The following is a 25439-nucleotide window of genomic DNA, read 5'->3' on the forward strand; positions in this document are numbered from 1 at the left end:
GTCACCAGCGAGCGGGCAGCGTGCTCATGCCGCGAAACAGAAACCCGTCGCGCCACGCCGGGGCATCGGTATCGACCACAAGGCCGGGCAGCCGCGTCGCCAGCCGTTCAAAGGCAATCCGCCCTTCCAGCCGGGCCAGCTCGGCGCCGACACAGAAATGAATGCCGCCGCCAAAGCTTAAATGCCGGGCCGCATTGTCGCGCCCGATGTCGAAGCGGTCGGGATTATCGAACATACGCGGGTCGTGATTTCCTGCGCCGATCAGCGTGAGAATCTTTTCCCCCTTTGCGACCGACTGTCCGCGAATCTCCGTCGATTGCAGCGCGGTGCGATAGGTGGCGACGAGCGAGCTTTCATAGCGCAGCACCTCGTCGACCGTACCGGCCGCGAGCGCCACCGGATCGTCGACGAGCCGCCGCCATTGATCGGGAAAGCGGCTGAAGCTGAGCAAGCCGTTGCCGATCATGTGCGCGGTCGTTTCGAACCCGGCGCCGAACAGGCCGATCGCCACGGTCACCAGCTCGTCGTGCGAAAGCGCATCCTCGGCGCCGCCCGCGTGAACCAGGGCGGTCGCGAGATCGTCTTGCGGTGCCGCTTTCCGTTCGTCGAACAGCGTCTCGAAAAACTGCTGCAACACGGCGATCTGGCTGTTCGCGGTCGCCAGTTCGTCGTCGGTCAACGCCCGCGCTTCAAAGACGATGAAACTTTGCGCGATGGCATTGATCACCGCATTCAGGCGGTCATCTTCGGGATCGATGCCGAGCATGTCACACATGACCCGCACCGGAAGTTCATAAGCGAAACGCGCGATCAGATCGCCACCGCCATCAGCCAGAAAGCCATCGAGCAAGCGGTCGGTGATGTCGCGAATGCGAGGCTCCATGGCGCGCACGCGCTTCGCCGTGAGGGCGCCGGTCACCAGCCCGCGCACCCGCGTGTGGTGCGGCGGGTCCTGCATCAGGAAAACCTCGGACAGCCATTTATAGCCGCGCTGCCCCATCACATCGAAATCGGGGCCATAAAAGAGCCGGATGTTCTCGACGAAATCGCCCTGGCCGAAGTCCTCGCGGTTCATCAGGACCGAGCGGACATCCTCATGACGGCTCACCACCCAATAGCCGAGGTCGGACCGGTGGATCGGGTCCTCCTCGCGCAGCCGGGCAAAGGCGATATAGGGATCGGCCTTCATCGAGGCATCGTCGGGCGTGAAAGACGGCACGCGGAGGTCGGTCATCGAGACTCTTCCTTGATCTAGACGAAGCGCGGTCGAAACGCCCCTTCGCCGTCGCGCTCGACAAACACCGAATGCGGCGCGCCGAAATGCGCCGGAACGATGCGCGCGCGCTTTTCGCTCGCACGCTCGAGGATGCGCCGCCGGGTATAGGCCGCCACGGCGCGGTCCTCGCAATAGACGCTGTTCCAGTCGGGGCGGACGACCTGCATCGGGTGATGCAAGATATCGCCCGTAAACAGCGCAATATCGCCTTCGCTCTCGACCTCCAGGACCATATGCCCCGGTGTGTGTCCCGGAAATGTCCAGGCCCTCATGCCCGGCGCGATCGTCGCGCCGTCATCGATCAGTTCGGCCAGCCCCGCGTCGATGATCGGCTGCACGCTATCCTCGAAGACATTGGCATTGACGCCGGCCCCGGCGAGGGTCGCATAGCGCAGCTTGGCCGGATTCCAGGCTTCCTCGTCGGCGCGCGGGAAATAGTAGCGCGCATTGGGAAAGGTCGGCTGCCAGGCCCCGTCGCGCCATTCGGTGTTCCATCCGACATGGTCGATATGCAGGTGGGTGCAGAATATCTTGTCGATATCGCCCGGCCCGAAACCCGCGGCTTCGAGGCCCGCCATGAACGGAGTCGCCAGCTGCCCGAAGATCGGGATACCGGGGCGGTCCTTGTCATTGCCCGCTCCGGTATCGACGATGATCCGCTCGCTACCGGTATCGATCAGCCAGCTCTGGAGATAGCCATAGATCAGCCCGTCGCGGTAGAAATCGGGCTCGAAATCCGGCTGCTGCCGGGCGAACGCAGCGTCCTCATATTCGGCGAAGAGCGCTTCGGGCGGACTGAAACCGCCTTGCCACTCCTCGAGGCGATAGACCCGGTGCCCACCGATGCGAAACGCTGCGTCCACGATGGATCCTCCGATCAGAAATTGACACCCAGCGTGACGCCATAGGTCCGCGGCGGCCGCAACGATCCGACCGACACGAAGCTGTAGAGCGGCGCCGAGATGATCGTGTTCGCCAGCGCATATTTGTCGGTGAGGTTCTTGCCCCACAGCGCCACCGACCAGCGTTCGTCGGGCGAACGATAGGTGATGCTGGCATTGACCAACGCAAAGGCCGCCTGCCGCGCGTCGGTGTTGTTGAACTCGGTGAAGAACACCTCGTCCTGCAGATTGACGTCCGCCGAAAGGTCGAGGAAGCCCGAGCCGCCCAGATTGAAACGCTGATCGACGAATGCGGCCACCGTATATTTGGGCGCGTTCGACAAACGGTTCCCCGACAGATCGACGAGCGCAGGGTCGGTCGCGCAGGTCGGATATTGCGGCCGGGTCGCATTGCCCGCGGCGTAATAGCCGTTGCAGAAATCCTTGTATTTGGCGTTGAGGTAAGTGCCATAGACGCGGATCGTCGTGTTGTCGCCAGGACGGAAGGTCGCCTCGAGCTCGACGCCATAGTTACGCGCCGACGCCGCGTTGATCGTCTCGACGATGCTGTTCGCGTTGACGAACCCGACCTGCAGGTTGGTGTAGTCATAATAGAAGACCGCGCCAGCCAGCCCGAACTTGCGGTCGGCGGTTTCGCCACGGAACCCGGCTTCGTAGCTCCAGACATATTCGGGATTGATGACCGAGTTGATGCTGCCGATGTTCACGACGCCCGATTTGAAGCCGCGGGTCACCTTGCCATAGAAGAGGGTGCCGCCGGGGGTGCGATACTCGATCGCGAATTTCGGGGTAATCGCATTCCAGCTACCGCTCTTGTCGGTCGGAATGTCGAGCCCTTGCGCTTCGAACGAGAAGCGCCCGACGCCGCTGCGCTTTTCCCAGTTATACCGCGCGCCCGCAGTGACGGTGAGGTCGGGCAGAATCTCGTAGGATGCCTCGAGATAGGCGCCCGCGGCCTTCGTCTTCACCGTCCCGCGCTGGAGGTAATTGCCGTTGTCGAACAGGTTGGCGGGCAGGTTCGTGCCCAGCACGATGTTGAAATAGGACGCCAGATTGACGGTCGGCACGCGGACTTCGCCGAACAGTTTTTCGTCGAAATAGGTCGCACCGCCCAGCAGCGACAGGCTGCCGACCTTGTAATTGAAATTGACCTCCTGGCTGAAGGACTTGCTGTCTTCCGTGTAATTGTTCTGGCCGAAAGCATTGATGTCGCTGACGTCGAGGTCGTCGCGGTTGAAGCGCTTGAACTTGCGGTAGGCGGTGGTCGAAACCACCGAGAAATCGCCTGAATCCCAAGTCAACAGGCCCTGGACGCTCGACCCGTCGCGCTTGTTGACGGCGTCTTCGTCGGAATAGATGTTGCGCAGGTTGGGTTTCTCGCCGCGCGCCGCATAATAGTCGTAGATCGTGTTGCCGCCGAGCAGCGTCGATGCGAGCGCCGCCTCCGGAACGACGGTCGGGCCGAAATAGTGGAACGCGTAGTTGTTATCGTCTTCCTTGAAGTGGTCGGCGACGATCAGCAGTTCGAGGTCGGGCGACAGCTTGGCCAGCAGCGATCCGCGAACGGCATAGGCATCGCGGTCATCGACCGGATTGCCGGTGAACAAATTGGTGCCATAGCCGTCGCGCTTTTCATATTTTCCCGCGACGCGGAACATCAGGCTTTCGCCCGCGATCGGCCCGCCCAACGCCGCTTCGAGCGTGCGCGCGTCATAATTGCCATAAGTCGCGCGGGCGAAGCCGTCGAAATCGGGCGTCGGTCGCGCGGTCACGATATTGATCACGCCGCCGGTCGCTCCGCGGCCATAGGTCGTTCCCTGCGGCCCACGCAGCACTTCGATTTGCTGCACGTCGTAAAAGCCGCTGAGCTGAGCGGCGGGGCGGCTGATGATCGCGCCATTCTGAAGAAAGGCGACAGCGCCATCGGCGCCAAGGTCGATGCTCGTCAGGCCGATGCCGCGGATGAAAGTGCGGTTGACGCCGAACTGGTCGCCGACGGAAACGTTTGGCACCGCGGCGGCAAGATCGCCGGCGTCTTCGATGCCGCCTGCCCCAACGTCCCCAGCGCCCAGAACCGAAATCGACGCGCCGGTATCTTCCAGTGACTTGCCCGATTTGGTCGCGGTCACGATGATCGTGCCATCATCATTGCCGTCCGCAGCGGCATCGGGGTTCGCCGACTGGGCGAACGCGGGCGCCGCAATCGCGAGCGAGGCCATCGCGGTCGCCGACAGCAAATGCTTGAACTTCGAATTCATCGTGTCTCTCCCTGATTTACCGGGCTTATAATTTCTACCCGCTAGTAATTGAATGCCTGATCGTGCCAGTCGGGTGACTTCGACCCGGTCTTTTTCTGCCTTTGTTAGATGTCTTTCACGCTATTCGGCGCCCGCGAGCCGCAGCGCGGCCTGCACAAGATATTCGACGACCTCGTCGGCTGATCGCTGTCCGCTGGACGAGTACCAAGTTGGAATCCAGCTGATGAGTCCGCCGATCCAGACCGCGATGAACGGGTCGATATCTTCGCGAAACTCGCCGCTGGCGACGCCTTCGCGGATCATTTCGCCGATCTGGTGGTCAAAACTATGCCGAAGGCGCAGGATCCGTTTGTAGTCGTCGGCGCTCAAATGCTTCATCTCGCGCTGATAAACGACGACATATTCCTGGCGGTCGATCACGATCTGCCCGACCTTGCGCACCACTTCGGCAAGCCGCGCGCGATGGCTGCCATGCTCGTGCGCCAGCACGTCTTCCAGCACGGCCAACGCTTCGCTGATGCCGACCTCGCAGATCGCCGCGAGGATCGCCTCCTTGTTCTTGAAATAGGAATAGAGGAAAGGCTTGGTGACGCTGAGCTGGTTCGCGACATTGTCGAGCGTGCAACTGCTATAGCCGCGCTCGTAAAACAGATGGCTCGCCGCCTCGACGATACGGTTGACCTTGAAGGCCACGAACTCGGACTTGAGAGAGGCACCGGAGGCGCGCGGGCGGATCATGGAATCACTGGACACGGCCACCGTCATAGCATCGACCCAAGGCAGCCGGATAGTGACACCAGTATCTCCCCGCGCGGCGCCACTTTGATAGCGGCAACTCGTTTGAACGATATGCCGCAAAATATATCTACCTGCTAGTAGTTTTTATATGCCTCCGGTAAATTCAGCGGATTGCGCGGCTTCAGGCGGGCCGCGATGGCGCGATCGGTGCAAGGGACGCGGCAATATCGACCGCGACGGCACCGCGATCCTTCTTGCCGCACGGGCGCCCAATTCACTCATCGGTACGGAACACAGCCAGAAGGCGACAGGCCGTTCAGGCGGTCTTGCTGGCGCAAATTTGCCTGAAGCCGGCGGCCATGAAAGACGCCATGCGGGCCTTGATCGCCTCGAAATCCTCGGACCTGCAGACGCCATCGGACAATTTGTCGATGCGACCGGTTCGCGCCAACGTTGCCATCAGCGCGCCAGTGACGAAATGATAGCCCCAGAAGATATCCTCTTCTGCGCAGTCGGGCATCGCTTTCTTGAGCAGATCGATCAGGCGGAGCACGACGGGGTCAAAGTGGCTGTCCATCAACTCGGCCCCCCATTCGGGAGTGTTCGCCACCTGCGCACCCAGCGCGCCGTAATTTTTCCACCCCTCGCCGCCATGGATATACAGATCGAGGTCGGTGTCGAGAAAGGCATGGAGAGCACCTTCGACCGTCGGCTTGCCATGCGTTGCGCGATCATAGGCGTCGAGCGCCTCCATCCGCTTCGTGATCGTCACCACGGCGCGGCGTGCAAAGACGGCGTCGAACAGCTTCTTCTTGTCCTCGAAATAATAGTTGAGCAGCGTGTGATGGACGCCGACGCGCTTGGCGACGTCCTTCAGCGTAACGCCGTGCAGTCCGTGCTTCGAAAAGAGATACTCGGCCTCGTCGAGCATCAGTTCCATCATTTCGGCGCGCTGTTCGGCCTTGGTCGACCGCCGACGCGATTTCGCCTGATCTGCCACTCGTCCCGATTCCAATCCCTGTTCGCGAAAGGCCTCGAAGGCCTGCGCTTCAGCCCCCGCCATATTCGTCGCGCAGGCGAATCTTATCGATTTTTCCCGTCGGCGCCAGCGGCATGGCGGAAAGCCGGACCACGGCGTCGGGAATCCACCAGGACGCGACGCGCCCAGCCAGTGGCGCGAGGAGCGCTGCATCGTCAATCTCTTCGCCGTTGCAAAGCTCGACCAGCAACACGGGACGCTCGCCCCATTTCACGTCCTGCCGCCCGATCACCGCGGCAAGCGCGACCTGCGGCAGGGCGCCAACCACCGCCTCGATTTCAGCGGGGTTGATCCACTCGCCGCCGGATTTGATCAGATCCTTGGCGCGACCTGTGATCGCAAGATTGCCCTTGGCATCGATCCGCGCAAGATCGCCGGTTGCGAACCAGCCATCTGCGTCGGTCGCGGATTCGTCCTGTCCGAAATAGCGATCGACCACCGCGGCGCCGCGAACATGCAAATGCCCCTCGACGCCGCGCTGTTCGGAAAGCGCGATACCGCCGGCATCGGTCAGCAAAAGATCGACTCCCACTGCGGCCCGGCCCGACACCATCGCCGAGCGGTGCGGATCGTCGGGCGGCGCAATCACGCCGAGCGGCGACAGTTCGGTCATGCCCCAGCTCGTCTGGACCGTGACGCCCAACCTGCGCTCGAGCCGGTCCATCAGAGCCGGCGCCATCGGCGCTCCGCCGACGATGATCCGTTTCAGCGACGGAAGCTCGCCGCCGGTGGCCTCAAGATGCTCGACCACCCCAAGCCAGACGGTAGGAACGCCGACGCCAATCGTGACCTGTTCCGCCGCCATCAGCCGGGCAAGGCTGGCGCCGTCGGTCAGGCGACCGGGCAGAACCAGTTTTCCTCCGACCGCGGGAAGCGCAAAGGGAAGCCCCCAGGCATTGGCGTGAAACATTGGCACCACCGCCAGCACCGCATCGCGGCTGGTAAAGGCCATGACGTCGGCCTGCAGCGCACGCATCGTGTGAAGGAAGCTCGCCCGGTGCGTATAGGTGACGCCCTTCGGCGCGCCGGTGGTGCCCGAAGTGAAGCAAAGGCCTGCGGGGGCACGCTCGTCGAAATTGCCCCAGCTGGCGCCGCCGGGAGCATCGGTGATCAACGCGTCCAGCTCTTCCAGCGACGGCGCGGCGGCCGACCATTCGCTTGCCGCGCCATCGATCGCAAGGACGTGACCGATCCCGGGCGCGCGCTCGACAATCAGCCGCGCGAGCGGCAGCAGGTCGGCACTGACGATCAACAGCTTCGCGGCCGATTGCACGGCCATCGCCGCGAGCTGCGGCGCGGTCAGACGCGGATTGAGCGTGTGACACACTGCCCCCATCCCCATCGTGGCGTACCACGCCTCGACATGCGCCTGGCTGTTCCAGGCCAGTGTCGCGACGCGATCGCCCTCGCCCACGCCGAATTTTTGAAGCAACGACGAGATGGCAAGGCTCCGCTCGCGCAGCGCTGCATAGCCGACCCGGCCGATGCTGCCATCCTCGCGCGCCGTCGCGACTTCGGCATCGGGATGCCAGCGGGCAGCATGGTCGAGGAATTTATCGAGCGTCAGCGGAAAATCCTGCATCGAGCCGTGGATCATGGGCAACCCGCACCCTTCGACAGGACGGGTGAAACGATCCCGCTGTTCCAGTTCCAGGGCAGATTGGCGGCCGCGCGGCGGCGGCACACTGCGGCTTCGTGCAACGCGTACATGCCGGGCATCAACTTGGTTCCGGCGCGCGGTATGTCGGCGAACGCCATGAACGCGGCGTCTTTGCCATAGGGCCGCCATACCGCCTGGCTCGCGGCCTCGGGCTTACCGGTCTTCGCGAAGGAAACCCAATAGTCACCCATAGCGGTCGCCATGCGACGTTCGGGGAGGCTGTCGGGTATTTTCGGCCAATAGGGCGGCGTCTCGCTCGCGGTGCCGAATACATAAGGGATTTCCGCGGCATGAAAACCGTGGAGCCCGTTCCCGTCGGCCGCCGCATAACCATGATCGAACAGATAGAGATAGGCGTTCTGTCCAATCGCGCTCTGTTTGATTGCGATCCGTTCGGCGGTCCAGCCATAAAGCGCGTCGCGCGCCGTTGCGAGGATCGCCTCGGCCAGGTCGCGCGCCGGATACAGCTTCAACCAGGCGTCGGCGAGATCGCCGTAGCGCGCGCGGATCGCGTCCTCATAGGCAGCGGCGTTGGCGGGCACCGGCGGCGCGAGAATGCGCAGCGAGCGGATTTCGCCGATATTGAAGCCCGCGATGACCGGCACCGGCGCCTGTTCGCCACGATCGAACGTGTCGACAAGCTGGCGCGGCAGTATCTTGCCATCGACCGTGCCCCAGGGACCATAGCCGGCCTTTAATGCGCCGTCCGATACCGCGGTCGCATCCATCGCGCGGAGCGCTGCCAGATCCTTCGCACCCAGCGCTGCGGCAACTTTCGCGCCCGTCGCTTCCGCGGCGGGCTCGCCATGACGAACCTCCTTCAGCGACGGGGTCGAGATCATGTACGCGCTCTGCGCGATCGCCTTGTGGAACAGCCCGCGCGCGTTGGGCGACGCCAGCAGATAGAGGATACTGAGCCCGCCTGCGGACTCGCCGGCAATCGTGACATTGCCCGCGTCGCCGCCGAACGCGCCGATGTTGGCCTTCACCCATTCGAGCGCGGCGATCTGGTCGAGCAGGCCGTAATTTCCCGATACGCCGTTCGGCGATTCCGCGCTGAGTTCGGGGTGCGCCATATATCCAAGCACGCCGAGCCGGTAATTGATCGATACGACCACCGCCCCGCGCGCCGCGAGCTTTGCGCCGTCATACATGCCTTCGTGGCTGTAACCGGTCATCAGCGCGCCGCCGTGGATCCACACGATCACCGGCGCATCTTTCGCTTTTTCGGGCATCCAGATGTTGAGCGTCAGGCAATCCTCGGACATTTTCTCGGGTGGATTGGTATAGATGCTGACGCCGATCGATCGCGGCTGGATGCACGCAGCGCCGAAGCTCTGCGCCTTGCGCACGCCTTGCCACGCGGGAAGCGTGACCGGCGGCTTCCAGCGAAGCGGTCCCACCGGCGGCCTCGCGAACGGGATGCCTTTGAACACCGCGACCTTGCCGACAGATTTGCCTTCGACCGCCCCCGCCGGGGCATTTACCAGCGGTGCCGCAGCCGCTGCCGATCCTGCCATCAGAAGCCCAGCGGCCATTATCATCAAACGCGCCATTTTCATGCGGATGCCTCCGGTTGACGGCCTTCGCGGCGCAGCAGCCGTGCCAGCCACAAGAACAACGCGATCGCGACGACATAGAAAGGCGTCAGCGTGTAGAGCGCCGATTGCAGGCCATGGACGTCGCCCTGCGCCTGGAACCAGTCGCTTGCGAAGCCGACCCATGTCGGACCCAGCCCCAGCCCGATGAAGTTCATGATCAGCAGCAGCAGCGCGCCCGACAGAACGCGCTGATTGGGTTTCACTTCCTCTTGCACGAGCGCGACCGAGGCGGAGAGGTAGAAATAGTTGAACACCATCACCACCGCGAGCAGCGCCAGCGCCAACGGCCAGCCGGGCGCCCAGACGAACGCGAGGTAAAAGGGCATCGCGACCATCAGCGAGAGCGCGGGCGCCACGGCATAGCCCGCGCGCGACTTGCGAACCATCCGGTCGATCACCCGGCCCGAGGCGATCATCCCGCCGCCCATACCGACCAGCAGCACCAGCGCGTACCACACCGCGACCTCGCCGAGCACCATGCCCTTCTCGCGCATCAGGAAAAGCACCGCGAAATTGCCCAGGCCATAGGTCACGAACTGTGTTGCGCCGCTGCCCAATGCCGCGAGCATCAAAATGCGGTTCGACGCGAACATGCGGACCGCCGGCCAGAAAAGCGCCTTGTCGCGGGTCTTGACCGGGCCACCCGCGTCGGTCGCGCCGTGCCGGGGTTCGCGAACGGTCAGCCACACCGCCAGCGCGGTGACGATGCCGATCGTCCCTACCGCGATGAAGGGCACTCGCCAGCCGAAGCGTTCCGCGATCGCGGCGCCAAAGGCCACGCCCGCCGCGGCGCCAATCGCCGGGCCGAGGTTGAAGATGCCCAGCGCCGCGGCGCGCTTGCCCGGCGGATAGGTGTCGGTGATGATCGCATAGGATGGGGGCACGCCCCCCGCCTCACCGAAGCCCACCGCCATGCGCGCCGCGACCAGCTGGCCATAGTTCGCCGCCATCCCGCACGCGACGGTCGCCCCGCTCCAGATCGCGCAGGCGAGCGACAGCACGCCGACGCGGCTCGTCCGGTCGGCAAACCACCCGACCGGGATCGCGATGAAGCAATAGAACATCGCAAAATAGAGTCCGCCGATCAGCCCGAGCTGGCTGTCGCTTATCTGGAGCGAATCCTGGATCGGCTTGGCCAGGATCGACAGCAGCTGCCGATCGAGGAAGTTCAGGACATAGACGAAGCACAGCATCCCCAGCACGAACGACGGTTTGGCCGTCGGCCGTGTTGTGGGAGGAGAGAGGGCGTCGGTTGCCACGGCTTAGAGGCTATAGCCGAGGCGGATCCCGAAGGTGCGCGGGCGCATCGTGCCGAAGCGGCTGTTCAAAAAGGCTTCGGGATGGATGTAGGTGATCGAATGATCGTCGAAAAGATTCTCGACGTACAGCTGCGCCGACAGGTCGCCCTTCTTCAGCCCCAGGCTCATGTTGACGTTGCTGTAGGCATCGGTCTTGCCGAAGGTCGCGAGCGGGACGGTCGGTCGTCCGGGGGTGTTCGGGAAGCTGCTGTTGTACGCTCCGATATGCTGGGCATTGACCGCCAGCATCGCATCGATGTCGCTCGCCAGCTTGAAGCTGTAGGAGAGATAGGCCGATCCCTGGATCCGCGGCGCCGACAGGCGGTGGCCGAGCACGGCTCCGGAGATCGCCGCCTCGGCCGCGGTCAGCTTGGTGATCTTTGAGTCGTTATAGGCGCCATTGACGCCGATCGCCCAGCCCGTTGCCGGAATGACCCCGATCTCGAACTCGAACCCCTTGCTGCGCGCGGCACCGATGTTCGTTGCGAACTGCACCGAGTCCGACACGCGGTTTGCCTGCGCCTGGATATTGCTCCAGTCGATCAGATAGAAAGCCGCGTTGATGCTGACCCGCCCGCCGAGCCAGCGCCCTTTCGCGCCGACCTCATAGCTTTTCAGACTGTCCGACGTCGCGCCGAACGGAATGATGATGTCGTTGACGTCGACGACGCTCGCCCGTCCGGCAAAGGCGTTGACGATCGGCGCGCGGAAGCCGGTCGAGAAAGTCGCATAGGTCGTCAGGCTCTCGCTCGGCTTGAACGTCGCACTCGCCTTCCACGACGGTTTCGACCCCTTGGCTTTCAGGCCTTCGACCGCGGCATAAGGCGTCCGCCCCGTGAAGGCGACGTTCGGGAAGCCGCCCAGCGCGACCTGCAGATAGTTCAGGTTGAAGAATCCCGGCGCGGTGGCGAGATAGCCGCCAGCTTCGGTGAAGCCTTGCGCCGACGTCTCGCCATAGCGCATCCCGCCTGTCAGCCAGAATTTCTCCGAGAATCGATAGGTCAACTCGCCGAAACCCGCCAGTTCCTTGCTGATCGAACGCGTATATTGCTTCTGATAATATTTGTCGGGAAGGCCCGTATATCCACGCGCCGCAAGGAAGGCGGGGTTCGAGCGATAGAAATAATCGACGTCGCGGCGGCGGTTCAAGTAAAAGCCGCCGACGACGAACTCGAACGGCCCGTCGAGCGTCGAAGCGAGCCGCGATTCCTGCACGAACACCTTGTCATAACCGTCGGCATCGAGCCCGAAAGCGATCGGCGCGCCGGGGAAGGATCCGGGCTGGAACGTCCCGGCCAGATCGACATAGAACCGCTGTTCGAAATCCGAATAGGTCGACGAGCTGGTGAATTTCGCGAAATCGAACTCATAGTCGATCGTCGCGTTAGCAATCGCCTGCTTGCCCGTGAAGCGGTCGGGCTCGTCCGAAATACGCTTGTTGCGTCCAAGCGAGGGACTCGTCAGCGAGCTGTCCCTGGGATTGCTATATTCATAGGAGCCGAGCAGCTTGATCGACAGCCGGTCGGTCGGCTTCCACAGCACCACCACGCGCCCGCCATAGTCGACCAGCGTGTTTGAATTGTGGACCCCGGTCCCGACATTGTCGAGATAGCCCTCTTCATGCCGGTAGAAACCGACCGCGCGTACCGCGAGCCGGTCATTGACCAGCGGCACATTGATCATCGCGTTATAGCGCTGGCGGATCGAATCGGACCCGGTCAGGCCGAGATCGACGAGCGCCGCGGTGTCGAAATCATTGAGATCGGGGCTCTTCTGCAGGATACGCATGGCGCCCGACAGCGATCCCGAGCCGAACAGCGTACCCTGCGGCCCACGGAGGAATTCGACGCGCTCGACGTCGAACAGATTGGGATCGACGACGGTCGTGTTGCCGATAGTCGAGACCGGAAGCTCGTCGATATAGATCGCGACCGAGCTTTGCAGGTTGGCATTATAGCCGTTGGTCGCGATGCCGCGGGCGGTGAAATTGTTGAAGTTGGCGGTCGGCTTGTTCAGCACGACGCCCGGCGTCTCGCGCCCGATGCCTTCATAACCGACGATGCCCTTTTCGGTCAGCTCTTCCTGCGAATAGGCCGAAATGCTGAGAGGGACGTCCTGGATCCGCTCTTCGCGGCGCGTGGCCGTGACGATGATGTCGCTGCCGCGCGGTTCTTCGGCCTGCTGGCCGGTATCGGCGCTCTCTTGCGCGGCGGCGTTCGCCGGAATTGCGATCAGCGCGCCCGCACAAACGGACGCAAACAAAATTGCTCTCATCATGCCCTCTCCCATCCTCGCCGATCGTGCGTCGGCATGGAGGTTGAGTGGCATCAATTGGCGCGCAAGTCAACATTCACTCTCAAGTGTGTGAATAAGTTGAGGCGACCATTGGTCCGATCGGAATTATCCGCCCTTTTCGTTGCAATCAGGCGTTGTTGGTCGGGATACTCCGGCGCAGCAAGATCAGTCCGCCAGCAAGAATGGCGATCGGCACGAGCATCAGCGTGAAGGCCGAGCGTCCGTCGAGATGCGCGAAAAGCTGGCCGGTGATCAGCGACCCCGTCGTGCCGCCAAGCGCCGAGAAAACGACGACGAGGCCCATCAAGGGGGGATGCTGACGGCCGGGCATCGCGCTGAGCATCACCGAAATGATCGTCGGATAGATAGGCGCGAGCGCAATCCCGATCAGCGGAAAGAGGAAGGCCGCGACCGGCGCGTCGCGCCAATTGTGGATCGTCCCGGGCGCAAGCCCGTCGGCGAGCGGCAGCACGAGAATGATCAGCGCTGCGAGTATGGCAAGACAGACGTTCAGCACGGGATACCAGTCGAAACGCGCCATCACCGCCCCTGCCCCGAACCGCCCGATCGCCAGGCAGGCCGCGAACAGGCTTGCCGCCTGCACGCTCATCTGCGCCGGGAGATGCAGCACCTCGTTGTTGAACGTCGGCAGCCAGCTCTGAATCCCTTGTTCGATCAGCACGAACAGGAAAGCGCAGGCAACAAAGATCAGGACCAGCGGCAATGCCGCAAGTTTCAGCATGGCCATGAACGGTGGGCCTTCGTCCGCGGCAGCCTCGTCGCCTTCCTGCGTGTGCTGCTCGTCGACCGAGGCGGTCAGCAGCAGGGCCAGCGCGAGCGCCGTGATCGTCCCGAGCACCCAATAGGCGTTGAGCCAGCGCAGACCCGTCGGGTCGATGAAGGCGCTGAACACCCAATAGGAGGACAACACGCCGACCATGAACATGCCCTCGATCAGGCTGGTCAGGCTGGCATGCTTGCGCGGGCTGTCGGTGACCAGCCCGATCATCGAATAGACGACGACCTTGGCGACCGCGAACGCGGCGCCGACCATCGCGAAATGGAGCCGCGCGACGTTGAAGCTGCCGAACAAGGGCATGACCAGACACCCCGCGACGGCCAGGATCAGCGCCCCGATCAACGCCCGCTTGAGCCCGATCCTCGGCAAATAGCTCGCCGTCACGAACGACACGACGGCGATGGTGATATCCTTGAAGCCTTCCAGCGTGCTCGCCTGCGGCTTGGTGACATCGAAACTCGAAATCGACTGGAGGATGACCGTGCCGACGCTGTTGAGCAGCATCGCGAAGGCGACATAGGTCAATATCAGTGCGGCAATCAGCCGTGTACGCGCCATGTCGATCCCCCGGACGGTCAAAAGAAGGGGTGGCCGCGAAGAGGCCGCGACCACCCAGTAGGAGAGTTACGAAAAGAGGTCGATCCTCTCCACGCCGCTTAGAATTTATACGCGGCGCTGAAGCGGAACGAGCGGCCCAGGATCGGGCGCGCGTTGACGACCTGTCCGCCGGCCTGCCCCAGCGTGCGCGGGTCGCCCTCGGTCAGTCCGACCTTGTCGGTCAGATTGTCGGCAGTGACCGCGAATTGCAGCGCGTCGTTGACGTCGAAAGTGACGCCCGCATCGATCTTGAAATAATGCGGCAGGCTCTGGGTGTTCGCCGTGTCGGAGAAACGGTCACCCGTGTAGCTGAAGGTCGAGAAGAGCGAGACCTTGCTGTCGTCACCGAATTCGATGTCATACGACGGGGTCACGCGCCACTGCCACTTCGGCTGGCGCTGGACGCGATTGCCGCTGAGGTCGATCGTTCCGCCGCCCGCAAAGAAATTGCGGTATTTCGCGTCGAGCCATGTGCCCGAGAAAGCGACGGAGAAATTGTCGACCGGACGCAGCTGGCCTTCCAGTTCGATGCCCGTGCTGCGCGCGCCGCCAATGTCGGCAACCGGCGCACCATTCTGGATGACCGTCGTTACCAGCCCGCTGAACTTGGTGTGGAACAGCGTGGCATAGAGCGACACCACATCGGTGCGGACCTTGACCCCGCCCTCGAAGTTGTCGACGCGCGGCGACACGAAAATTCCGTCGCGCAGATTGTCGAAGAAGGGGTTGGTGTTGCCGCGGTTGTAACGGAGATAGGCACCGACCGACGACGAGAAGTCGTAGTTCAGGCCCGCCGTCCACGACCAGGCGCCCTTCTTGTACGAAATATTGCGGAAGGTGCCGTTCAGCACCGCCGTGCCATTGTTGTACAGGGTGTTGGGATTGTTGTCGGTGTCGACCGAGCTGTTGTTTTCGATCGAACCCGTCGCCTTGTAGTTCTGGTAACGGATGCCGGCGTCGAAACGCAGTTCGGGCGTGATCTGATATTCGTCGACCGCATAGAACGCATATTCGCGGCCGTCATAGGCAGCGTTGACGTTGAAGAACGACCCTTGCGTGAAGCCATTGTTGGTCGCGATCCGGCCGTTCGCCAGCGTCAGGTTCAGCAGGCGACCATTGTTCTCCGCCGTCAGCAGATGGACGTTGCCGAGGTTCCACTGATCATTCGACGAGAAGTCCGAATAATAGTGGCCGACGGTGAACTTGTTATTGCCGCTCTGCCATTCGAGGGCCAGATCGTTGGTGAAATCCTCGATCTGCTTGCGCACGATCCAGGTGCCCGCACGGATCACCTGCTGCGTGCCCGCAACGGCCTGCCCGCCGTTGACATAGGTCAGGCTGCCGATGGTGCTGCCAAGCGAAGCCGCATAAGCGTTCGCGGTCGTCGCGGTGCTTGCCGGGACAAGGCCGGTCGTGTCGGCATCGCCCTTGAGATAGCTCGCGCGATAACGCAGCTGCAGTCCTTCGCCGATCTCGAAATCGACGTTGGTCCCGATGTTGATCAGCTTTGCCCCGCGGCCGTCGGCGAGATTGGCACGCGTGCCGTCGGGCAGCGTGCTGAGCCGCGTTTCGGGACCTGCGAGGGCGCCGGTGCCGAGATCGATATTGCCGAACTGGCGGACCTTGTTGCCATCGCGGATGACCGGGATCGGCAGCAGCCACTGGCCGTGATCGTTGAGATAGCGCGCAAACACAAGCAGCGAGCCCTTGTCGAAATCATGGCGGATGTTGCCGGTGATCTGGCCGCCCTTTTCGGCGGTGAAGCCAGGGTTACGGATGCCATGGCCGCTGCTGTAATAGCCGCCGACCATGAAGCTCGTGCTCTCGCCGAGCGGACCCGACAGCAGCATGTCGCCGCGGAGGTCGCCATAGTCGGTGACGCTGGCCTTCACGAGGCCTTCGAAATCGCGGCCGCCTTCCTTCTGGACGAAGTTGACGGTCAAGCCGGGCTGGCCGTTGCCGAACAGGGCGCCGGTGCCACCGCGGACGGCTTCGACGCGGGCGATCGTCTCGTCGATGCGGATGAGCTGGGTATTTTCCAGGAACGACAGCGTCGGCGGCGAAAAGAAGGGAACGCCCTGTACCATGAGCGTGACGAATTCGGCGTCGCCGCCCGAAGGATAGCCGCGCACGAAGATGTTCGCGCCGTTCTGACCGCCCGAGCTTTCAGCCGACACGCCGGGAATGACCTTGAACAGGTCGGCGGTGCTGTTCGGCGCGGCCTTGTCGATGGCGTCCGACGTGATGTTGGTGATCGCAAAGGCAGCGGCTTGGCGGTTGACCCCGCCACCGGCAGTGCCGGTAACGATGATCTCGTCGCTCGCGGGGGCGGCGTCGTCGGCTTGAGGCGCTTGCTGGGCAAAGGCCGTCGTCGGCAGCGCGAAGAGCGCGATCGACGCCAGCAGATGGGTCCGGTTCAACATGAAATTTCCTCCACTTTATCTGGTCTGGTTGAAAAGCCTGCACGCGGCGCCGTTTCCTGTTCTGACGACAGGATCCGGGCGACCGTCAGCTGGCCTATGGCGGGAAGGTGCATGTCGGCATCGGGCAGCGCCTCTTCTGACCCGATGCCTATGGCCACCATGCCCGCCGCATGGATGGCCGAAATTCCGGCTTGTGCATCTTCCACTCCGATGCACTGTTCCGGGCTCAGGCCCATGCCGGCGGCACAGGCGAGAAAGATGTCGGGCGCCGGCTTGGCGTGTGCCACCGCGCCCGCGTCGGCGATGAAATCGAACTGGTCGGAAATGCCGAGCAAGCGCACGACGTCGCCCGCGTTGCGGCTGGCCGACGCCAGGCCGATCTTCAGTCCGGCAGCGCGCAGGCCATCGAACAGTTCGGCGACACCCTCGAAAAGATTGGCGGGCGAATAGCCCGCGAGCCGCGCGCGATAGATGTCGTTCTTCTCGGCGAGCATGGCGTCGAACCTGCCCGCTTCGACCTGCGCGCCCGCATGGTCGAGAATCAGGCGCAACGAGTTACTGCGGTCGACGCCTTTCAGCCGATGGTTCGCTTCGCGATCGAACGCGAAACCATGGGTATCGGCCAGCGCCTGCCACGCCTGATAATGATCTTCGGCGGTGTCGGTGAGCACTCCGTCGAGGTCGAAGATCACGCCTTTCAGCCCGGGTCGCTCCGCAAATACCGGTTCAGCCCCGACGTTGAACGGGCGACCATGGTCGGCGACCGCCAGCGGATCACCAGACAGCAGGCGATAGGTGCAGCCGGCGGCATCGACCGCGAGCTCGATCACGCTGCCACGCCACTGCATGCGGAAGCGATAGCCCTTCCAAGCGTCCGGGAGCTGCGGCCGGAACGAGGGAATCGCGCCATCGAGACGCAGCCCGCCCCAGCCTTGCGCCAGCACCAGCCAGCTGCCCGCAAGCGCCGCCATATGCAGTCCGTGCGAGGTATTGCCGTGGCGGTCCTCGAGATCGACGAACGCGCACTCGCGGTGAAATTCGAGCGCCGCCTTTTCGTCGCCGAGGCGCGCCGCGGCGATCGCGAAGGACACCGACGACAGCGTCGAATCATGCGTGGTGACGCGGCCATAATAATCGAAATTCCGACGCTGCTGCGACAACGGCATGCCGACCAGGTCCATCGCCATCGCCTGGACGACATTGCCCTGCTTGGCGACCTGATGACGAAAAAGGATCATCGGGTGATAGCGCATGAGTAAGGGCCCATGGCGATCACCCGATGCCGCAAGACCCGGCAGTTCGGGGCGACCCAGAAAAGCATCGTCCTGCGGATTGACGCCGAGCGCCGGATCAACCGGCAGCCACATCGCGTCCGCCGCCTTGCGCCAGTCCGCGACCTCCTTGTCGTCAAGGTCGATCGCAGCAGCAAGGACAGCAAATTCGTTTCGCGCGCGCAGCCAGTTGGCGGTGTCGGCGGCATACGCCAGGTGCCGGCGCGCGATCGCGTTGGTATAGAAATCATTGTCGACCAGCGCCGAATATTCGTCGGGCCCGGTTACGCCGTGGGTGCAGAATGCGCGATCGCGCCGTGGATCGAACGCACCGATCTCCATCCAGATCCGCGCCGTCTCGAACAGCATTTCGGCGGCTTCGGCACGGAAGGCATCGTCGCCGGTCGCCGCAACATAGAGCGCGAGCGCATAGGCGATGTCGCCATTGATATGATATTGCGCCGACCCCGTCGGATAGTGCGAGGAGCATTCGTCGCCGGCGATCGTCCGCCACGGGTAGAGCGCGCCGCGCCGATGCCCGAGCGCAGCGGCGTGCGCGCGCGCACGATCGAGCTTGCCGACGCGATAGGCGAGCAGCGTCTTTGCCTGTTCGGGCGCTTGCAGCGCAAGCACGGGCAGCATGAAGGTTTCAGCGTCCCAGAAATAATGGCCCTCATAGCCTTCGCCGGTCAGCCCCTTTGCACCGATGCTATGGTTCGGATCGCGGCTTGCCGACTGGTGGAGCTGGAAGAGGTCGAAGTGCAGCGCGGCAGCGAGCGCATCGTCGCCGTCGATCGCGAAAGCGGCGCTGCCCCACAAGGTCCGAACCGCCGCGCGCTGGCCTTCGGCGATGGCGTCGAAATCGGTCGCGCCGTTCAGCGCGACAAGGTCGACCGGGCGGCCGCGGGCGCATGCCATTGCGACCACCCGGTCGATCGCTAGGATGCCCCCGGCGACCAACTCGCTGCGCACCACATGTCCAGCGTGGACTGCTGCGACCTGTGCGGCCGGGCTTGCGACATGTTGGCGATAGGCGAGTGCGACGGCATCCTGCGAAAACCGGGTAACGGAAGGGGTGTCACCCGGCAGGGGAAGATTGATCGTCCATTGGGGCCGCAACCGGCCCGAAATGCGGGGATCGTCCGCTTCGGCGGCACCTGCACCCCCACCGTCGATCCCATAGGTCAGCCAGGCCTGGAAGTGACCGGCAAAATCGAGCGGACGGATGCGGATCCGCGACGCGACGCAGGCGCCGCCTGCGAGCGGGACGATCCGGTCGACCGCGATTTCAAGCGTCCGCCCCGTCGCAATCCGCCAGCGCGATATGCGGCGCAGCTGACCGTCCGCAAAATCAAGCGTGCGTTCGGTGTCGAGCAGTTCGGCGGCGCCAAAATCGATCGGCTTCCCGTCGACATGCAGGCGCAGCAAGGCGGGGCCGGGGCAGGCGACGCGCGTATCGGTCGCCGTCGCGTAGCCCGGGAAGCTTTCATGATAGCCGATCGGCCGGCTGACATAGGCGTCGGGCAGATAGGCGCAGGGTGCCGCATCGCGTTCGTCGATCACGCCTTCGACGCCGACCAGTCCGTTGGCGAGCGCGAAGAGCGCCGCCGCCTGATCGCCGGTCGCGTCCGCACCGCGCCGGACGAGCCGCATCGTTTCGCAATCATGTTCGGAAATCGCCAACTCGTCCTCGCCCACGGCACCGGCTGCTCTGGCCGATACTCTGAAGAGCGTGTCTCGGTCAAAATGGTATCGATGTCAAGGTATCGATACCATTTGTTAAAAAACCTACGGTTTCGGTTACTTTCAGACGCAGGTGAGTCAGCTTTCGCGAACGACCAGTTCGACCGCCATCACGCGCGACTCGACAGGGTCGCCCGCAACGAGTTCGAGCACCTTCTGCGCGAGCAGTTCGCCTCCGACCGCCCAGTCCTGCCGGACGCTGGTGAGTTTGGGCGAGAAGATCGACGCGCCCGGTGAATCGTCGAAGCCGACGATCGAAACGTCGCCCGGTATCGCAAGGCCGCGCGCCGCGACCGCCTCGATCGCCCCCATCGCGATCGCGTCGCTTGCCGCAAAAATGCCGTCGAATGCCTTGCCGCGATCAAAGAGCCGCGTCACCGCGTCGCGTCCCGCGGCAACGGTGAAAGCACAGGCGATCTTGTCGAGGACTGCGGCATCGCCGCCGTCCAGACCCGCCTCGAACCCGCTGAGGCGATCCTCGACTTCGCCATGCTGCGTCTCGCCCAGGAACAGCAGCTTTTTCCGCCCGCGACCGAGCAGATACTCCGCCGCAAGCGCACCGCCTGCCCGATTGTCGCTGCCGACGACAATTTGTTCGGGCGGTCCGTGCGCCGCGCCCCAAACCACATAGGGAAGCCCGGTCGCCTCGATCGCAGCCGCCGCATCGTCGTGCACGCCCTGCCCCAGCAGGATCACCCCGTCGGCCGAGGGCGGATGTTCGGCGAACAGATCGATAGTGGTCAGAACCATGTTCTGCCCCGCAGCGGTCAGCTCCTGCATGATCCCGCCGAGCAGCGAAAGCGGATAGGGCTCGCTCATCAGGCGGTCGTGCGACGGCGCCATTTCGATGACGACGGCTATCGTCCGCGTCCGTTGCTGCCGCAGGTTGCGCGCTGAAATGTTGAGCCGGTACCCCATACGCTCGGCGGTCTCGCGGATCAGCGCGCGCGTGCTTTCCTTCACCGTGGAATGGCTCGACAGGGCGCGCGAAACGGTGATTTTTGCAACGCCCAACTCGCGCGCAATATCCGCCATCGTCGGCCGTGCGCCGTCATGGAGTTTACCCTTGGTCATCCGCGGCCCGATACCGCGTGGGATGGCAAGGAATCGATGCGCTGAGCCATAGACGCACCCCTACCGCCCGACCGCCGGCTTTCACAAGCGCCTTTGCGGCCCGGGAGCGGCGCGCAGGGATCTTCGGCCGATCTCGACGGCCGCGTTCGGCACGCCGGCGCTTCGCCTAGCGCGCCCTGTTCGCCAGCATCTGCCTTTGCGCCGGCTGCGATCTGAAGAGGAAGTCGTGGGGCAGGCCCAGCCGTCCGCTCGCCTGGCACGGAGGCGATTTCCGGCTGCCATAGCGGTCTGCAAGCCGCCCCGCCGCGCGCAGCATCAGCCGGTCGAGCCTCGTCAGATCGAAACGGGGGCCCAGGTCGAGCGTCCGGCGAACAGAGCCCGGCAAAAGCGACACCGACGCGCGCGCGATCGCACGGTGGAGAAAACGAGGCGTTCCGGGCGCGGCCCGGCCGGACTCGATAATGTCGAGAAATTCAAAGAGGATCGGGTGCGGTTCGAAGCGCGGCTCGAGCTTTGCCATCATCGCCAGGAACGCATCGATCGTCGGCGGCGTGTGCCGCGCACCAAATTCGCGGCCGATCCTATCGCCATCGCGCATGAACCGGTCCTTGTCGGCATCGCCGAGCGGGTGGACAAAGCGATCATAGGCCATGAGGAAGCCATAGGATGCGGTCGCCGCGACCCAGTCGAGAAGCGCGGGATCGAGCGCGCGATATTTTTCGCCACCCGGCGTTTCGCCCTTCACATTCCCGTGCAGGCGATTGACCTTGCCGATCACCTCTTTCGCCACGCTTGCCGGACCGTAGCAGGCGAGCATGGCAACCAGGCCGGTGCGGCGCGAGCGACCGATCGGATCGACCTTGTAGGTCGAATGGTCCCACACGCCCGACCGGATGCGCGGGTCGGCGAATTCGAGCAGCACCGCGGCGATGCCTCCGATGCCGAGCGCGATGGGGTTCTTGTACACGCGCCACTGGACGCTGTCGGGTGGCAACAAGGCGGGCTCGCCGACCGGCGAGGAAAAGTCGATGATCGTGCCCAGATAATTGTCGAGACTGCCTTGCTGCACCCTGTTCGCACTCCCCTAAAAGTCGAAACCCAAGGTCAGGCCATAAGTTCGCGGCGCGTTCGGGAAGCGGACCACGACATTGGCATTGCTGGCGACGGCCGACCAATAATAGCTGTTGAAGAGATTCTTCGCCCACAGCGATACCGACCAGCCGCTTGCACCCTTCACGCCAAGGCTTGCATTGACGGTACCATAGGCCTTGACCTTATAGAGATCGAGGTCCTCGAAAATGGTGTTCGACTTGCTCTGGTACCGCGCGCTGACCGCACCGGTAAGGTCGAGCGTGTCGCTGACCGGCGTGTCATAGGCGAGCGTCAGACTGCCCTGGAATTCGGGGCTGTAGATGAATCCGGCGCCGTCGAAATTCTGCGGCTGCCCCGCAGCATTGGTGCCGTTATAGTCGCTGATCCGCGTCTTCAGCCACAGCGCGTTTGCCGACATCGTCAGGCCGTCGGCCGGACGGATCGTCAGTTCGCCCTCGACGCCATAGGCTTTCGACTTCGGCACATTGTCGAGCCGCGACAGCGCCGTGTAGATCGGGTCGGCGAAATAGGTGCTGATCTGCTTGTCGGCATAATCATAATAGAAGGCGGACAGATTGGCCTGCACGGCGCGGTCGGCGAGCGTCGCCTTGATTCCGACTTCATAGGCGGTCAGCTTTTCCTGCGTCACCGGCGCGTTCTGGCGCGCGAGGTTCGCTGCGTTGATCGGCGTCGTCCCCGATTTATAGCCGCGCGAGACCGACGTGTAGAGCAGCGTATCGGTGTTCGGAGCCCAGTTGAGCGCCACACGCCACGCGACATTATTTTCGTCGAGCACCGATTGGACTTCGCCAAAGCTGGCCGTCGCAGGATCGAAGGTATTGCACTGTCCCTGTGAAATCGGCGCGGCGAGTACGCCATAGGTTTGCAGGTACAACGCGCGATTCACGACATTGACGTTGGGCAGCATGTTGCCGTTGAAGTCGCGCGAGCAACCGTTGTACCGCTGTTTGTCTTCGGTGTAGCGCAGCCCGCCGCTGACCTTGAACTGGTCGCTGAGCTCCCAGTCGGCGTTCGCGAAGACGCTCCACGTCTTGGTCCGGATGTGGCCGAAATCCTCGTATGTCCGAAAGGCTTGCTGGAGCTGCGCGAGCGTATAGCCGCCCGAGTTGAAGACCGGGCTCGCGAGCAACGGCGCACCGGCGGCGCGGATCAGCCCGACGTTCGCGTTCTGGCCAAGCATCGTGCGGTTGGAATCGATGATCCGGTCGTTCGCATAATAGGCGCCGACGAGCCACGTCACCGCCGATGTTTCGCCCTCGAGATGGACATCCTGAGCAAAGCTCTTGATCCGCCCGACGGTATTCTGGAGCAGGATCTCGAACGGCGCACCGCTCCAGTCAGACAGCGCGTTGCGTTTGAAGTCGTTATAGCTGGTCAGCGAAACCAGCTTCATCGTATCGCCAAGATCCTGATCCCAACGCAGTTTCAGACCCCAGAAGCGATTGTCTTCGGCCAGCGGCCCGTCGAGGCCAAGCCCGGTCCCGATATCGGCCGAACGCTGCGCATGGGGCGCCCAGTCGGCCTGCGTCGCCTTGGTCGGGAAATTGGCCGCAAGATAGGTCGCAAGCCCCGGTGCGTTGAAGAAGCGCGAGTTGCTGGTGCCCGTGGTCGGGTTCGTCGCCGGCGTGAAGCCGATCCCCTGCCCGACCACGGTGTCGGACTTGTTCTGCCACCAGGTCACCGACAGGTCGAAATGGGTGCCGTCGGCGGGATCGATGGCGAGCGCGCCGCGGACGCCAAGCTTTTCGATTTCGCCCTGGCGTTCGCCGCGGGTGTTGCTGACCTGCCAGCCCTTGTCGCTATTCTCGCTGCGGAAGGCGATGCGCGCGGCGATGCCCTCGCCAAGCGGGCCCGAGATATGTCCGCCGATGTTGTAGGTCTGGTAATTGCCCAGGTCGGCCTTGATGCTGCCGTCGAAACTGTCGGTCGGTTTGGCAGTGATGAAATTGATCAGCCCTGCCGTGGTGTTGCGGCCATAGAGCGTTCCCTGCGGCCCCTTCAGCACCTCGACACGCTCGAGATCCATCACCGGGCCGGTGTTCATGATCGGGTAGGCATAGGCGACTTCGTCGACATAGGTGCCGACGGTCGAGGTCGACGACAGGTTGATCGTGTTGAAGCCGATGCCGCGCAGCGTATAGGTCGGGACGCCCTGATAGCTTTGCGACACGGTAAAGCTCGGCGCGACAGCGGTCAGGTCGCGCATGTCGGTGACGCGCAGGCTTTCGAGTGTCGCGCCATCCACGGCCTGGATCGCCATGCCGACATCGTTGATCGATTCGGCGCGGCGCTGCGCGGTGACGATGATCTCGCCCTCGGTCGATACGGCATCTGCCGCGACTTCCTCGGCAGCGAACGCCGGCGCGGCGATCACAAGGCCGGCCGCAGTGCCCGCCAGCAGAAAAATTCGAATTGCCTTCATCACTCATCCTCCCTCAAACGGCTTGTCGCGGGGCTCGTCTTTGTGCGAGCGTCGCAACAACCGGACGCTGCCCAAAGACTAAATTGTGGAGTCAGCGACAAGCTGGCACCTGTGGCAGTATGGGCGGAAAAGAGGGCGCGTGACGGATCATCGGGCAACATGCTGGACGGCGCTTCCCGCGCTCGTTGCGAAGGTGCAGGCGATCGGCGACTCGATCGGCCTGCCCTATATCGCGGCGCAGGCCGACCTCGGCGATCCCGAGCCGATGGCCGACGAAAGCGGACGCCCCTATGCGGAGACGAGCTTTCGCTGGATCGATCCCGACTATGCCTATTGGCGCGACCGCAAGCTCGCGTTGCAGGTCGCATTCCTGACTGCGGCGCGATTGATGGCCGAGCCCTTCTATTACAGCGAAGGGAGGTTGCGGACGTGGCGACCGACCGGATTGCTCGACGCCGTCGATTGCGAGCAGGCAAAGAACACGCCCAATTTCGGCGAAGCGATTATTGCGCCGGTGCATCTGCCGCGCGGGCTCGTCGGCGCCGTCTTTTGGTGCTCGCGCGAACCGGTCGGCGTCAAGGCGCTGTTCGCGGCGCATGCCGGCGACCTGCACAATCTCGCGCTCGAATTGGTCGCGACGCATAATGAAGCGCGCGGACGCCCGCGCAACGCCAAGGTGCCGCAGACGCTGACCCGCCGCGAAGTGCAATGCCTGCGCTGGGCCGCCGCCGGAAAGACCGACGGCGAGATCGGGATCATCCTGTCGCTGTCGGTATCGACCGTCCGGTTTCATCTCCGCAACGCCGCTGCAAAGCTTGGCGCGACAGGGCGCGCGCAGTCCATCCAGATCGCCGCCGGACTGGGTTTCGTCGGCGCACGGGCGGCCTGATGCATTCGCCAGCTTGGCCAGCATCCCGTCCGATCGCTACA

The 25439-nt window shown here is 63.5% G+C and carries 16 protein-coding genes; 1 reads left to right on the forward strand and 15 read right to left on the reverse strand.

Translation table 11 applies throughout. From position 1 onward, the window contains the following. Position 1: 1 nt before the first annotated feature. From ACO055_RS07085 to ACO055_RS07155, 15 genes are all read right to left on the reverse strand, one after another. A complete protein-coding gene (locus ACO055_RS07085) occupies positions 2-1234 on the reverse strand; it encodes a cytochrome P450 (protein ID WP_422061883.1) in 1233 nt (410 codons plus the stop codon). A 17-nt stretch (positions 1235-1251) separates the two neighbouring features. Then, positions 1252-2139 carry an MBL fold metallo-hydrolase gene (locus tag ACO055_RS07090; protein WP_422061884.1) on the reverse strand — a complete coding sequence of 296 codons (888 nt, stop codon included), beginning with the start codon at positions 2137-2139 and terminating at the stop codon, positions 1252-1254. A 14-nt stretch (positions 2140-2153) separates the two neighbouring features. After that, positions 2154-4436 carry a TonB-dependent receptor gene (locus ACO055_RS07095; RefSeq protein ID WP_422061885.1) on the reverse strand — a complete coding sequence of 761 codons (2283 nt, stop codon included), beginning with the start codon at positions 4434-4436 and terminating at the stop codon, positions 2154-2156. Positions 4437-4556: 120 nt separating this feature from the next. Further along, positions 4557-5174 (reverse strand): TetR/AcrR family transcriptional regulator, encoded by a 618-nt coding sequence (locus ACO055_RS07100; protein ID WP_422061886.1) that lies wholly within the window; start codon positions 5172-5174, stop codon positions 4557-4559. 316 nt (positions 5175-5490) lie between these two features. Continuing rightward, a complete protein-coding gene (locus ACO055_RS07105; RefSeq protein WP_422061887.1) occupies positions 5491-6237 on the reverse strand; it encodes a TetR/AcrR family transcriptional regulator in 747 nt (248 codons plus the stop codon). Continuing rightward, entirely contained in the window at positions 6224-7810 is a 1587-nt protein-coding gene (locus tag ACO055_RS07110; RefSeq protein WP_422061888.1) for an AMP-binding protein, read from the reverse strand. Before ACO055_RS07110 ends, ACO055_RS07105 begins: the two co-directional genes overlap by 14 nt. After that, on the reverse strand, positions 7807-9393 hold the full coding sequence (locus ACO055_RS07115) for a carboxylesterase/lipase family protein (protein ID WP_422061889.1): 1587 nt from the start codon (positions 9391-9393) through the stop codon (positions 7807-7809). Before ACO055_RS07115 ends, ACO055_RS07110 begins: the two co-directional genes overlap by 4 nt. A gap of 38 nt (positions 9394-9431) precedes the next feature. Beyond that, positions 9432-10733, reverse strand: coding sequence for a spinster family MFS transporter (locus ACO055_RS07120; RefSeq protein WP_422061890.1), 1302 nt, complete (start codon positions 10731-10733; stop codon positions 9432-9434). A 3-nt stretch (positions 10734-10736) separates the two neighbouring features. Then, positions 10737-13046, reverse strand: a complete 2310-nt coding sequence (locus ACO055_RS07125; protein WP_422061891.1) for a TonB-dependent receptor — start codon at positions 13044-13046, stop codon at positions 10737-10739. Between the two features lie 148 nt (positions 13047-13194). After that, the gene (locus tag ACO055_RS07130; protein WP_422061892.1) at positions 13195-14424 is read right to left on the reverse strand and encodes an MFS transporter; all 1230 of its coding nucleotides are present in this window, start codon (positions 14422-14424) and stop codon (positions 13195-13197) included. Between the two features lie 98 nt (positions 14425-14522). Continuing rightward, on the reverse strand, positions 14523-16886 hold the full coding sequence (locus ACO055_RS07135) for a TonB-dependent siderophore receptor (protein ID WP_422061893.1): 2364 nt from the start codon (positions 16884-16886) through the stop codon (positions 14523-14525). Next, positions 16880-19855 (reverse strand): beta-phosphoglucomutase, encoded by a 2976-nt coding sequence (gene pgmB, locus ACO055_RS07140; protein ID WP_422061894.1) that lies wholly within the window; start codon positions 19853-19855, stop codon positions 16880-16882. The genes ACO055_RS07135 and pgmB overlap by 7 nt, the downstream gene beginning before the upstream one ends. Positions 19856-19978: 123 nt before the next feature. Further along, complete coding sequence (locus tag ACO055_RS07145) at positions 19979-20974, reverse strand: LacI family DNA-binding transcriptional regulator (RefSeq protein WP_422061895.1); 996 nt, start codon at positions 20972-20974, stop codon at positions 19979-19981. A 166-nt stretch (positions 20975-21140) separates the two neighbouring features. Beyond that, positions 21141-22043, reverse strand: a complete 903-nt coding sequence (locus tag ACO055_RS07150) for an oxygenase MpaB family protein (protein WP_422061896.1) — start codon at positions 22041-22043, stop codon at positions 21141-21143. Between the two features lie 15 nt (positions 22044-22058). Continuing rightward, positions 22059-24509 carry a TonB-dependent receptor gene (locus tag ACO055_RS07155; RefSeq protein ID WP_422061897.1) on the reverse strand — a complete coding sequence of 817 codons (2451 nt, stop codon included), beginning with the start codon at positions 24507-24509 and terminating at the stop codon, positions 22059-22061. A gap of 139 nt (positions 24510-24648) precedes the next feature. Between ACO055_RS07155 and ACO055_RS07160 the strand changes: the two genes are divergently transcribed. After that, complete coding sequence (locus ACO055_RS07160) at positions 24649-25398, forward strand: helix-turn-helix transcriptional regulator (protein WP_422061898.1); 750 nt, start codon at positions 24649-24651, stop codon at positions 25396-25398. Positions 25399-25439 lie beyond the last annotated feature (41 nt).

It is taken from the genome of Sphingopyxis sp. (assembly GCF_965227415.1).
GTDB lineage: Bacteria > Pseudomonadota > Alphaproteobacteria > Sphingomonadales > Sphingomonadaceae > Sphingopyxis.

Excerpts from the sequence above, each read along its gene's own strand:
- ACO055_RS07130 (WP_422061892.1), bottom strand. The coding sequence starts at position 14,424 with ATGGCGCGTACACGGCTGATTGCCGCACTGATATTGACCTATGTCGCC.
- ACO055_RS07155 (WP_422061897.1), bottom strand. The coding sequence starts at position 24,509 with ATGAAGGCAATTCGAATTTTTCTGCTGGCGGGCACTGCGGCCGGCCTT.
- ACO055_RS07105 (WP_422061887.1), bottom strand. The coding sequence starts at position 6,237 with ATGGCGGGGGCTGAAGCGCAGGCCTTCGAGGCCTTTCGCGAACAGGGA.
- ACO055_RS07125 (WP_422061891.1), bottom strand. The coding sequence starts at position 13,046 with ATGAGAGCAATTTTGTTTGCGTCCGTTTGTGCGGGCGCGCTGATCGCA.
- ACO055_RS07135 (WP_422061893.1), bottom strand. The coding sequence starts at position 16,886 with ATGTTGAACCGGACCCATCTGCTGGCGTCGATCGCGCTCTTCGCGCTG.
- ACO055_RS07085 (WP_422061883.1), bottom strand. The coding sequence starts at position 1,234 with ATGACCGACCTCCGCGTGCCGTCTTTCACGCCCGACGATGCCTCGATG.
- ACO055_RS07110 (WP_422061888.1), bottom strand. The coding sequence starts at position 7,810 with ATGATCCACGGCTCGATGCAGGATTTTCCGCTGACGCTCGATAAATTC.
- ACO055_RS07115 (WP_422061889.1), bottom strand. The coding sequence starts at position 9,393 with ATGGCAGGATCGGCAGCGGCTGCGGCACCGCTGGTAAATGCCCCGGCG.
- ACO055_RS07145 (WP_422061895.1), bottom strand. The coding sequence starts at position 20,974 with ATGACCAAGGGTAAACTCCATGACGGCGCACGGCCGACGATGGCGGAT.
- ACO055_RS07100 (WP_422061886.1), bottom strand. The coding sequence starts at position 5,174 with ATGATCCGCCCGCGCGCCTCCGGTGCCTCTCTCAAGTCCGAGTTCGTG.
- ACO055_RS07095 (WP_422061885.1), bottom strand. The coding sequence starts at position 4,436 with ATGAATTCGAAGTTCAAGCATTTGCTGTCGGCGACCGCGATGGCCTCG.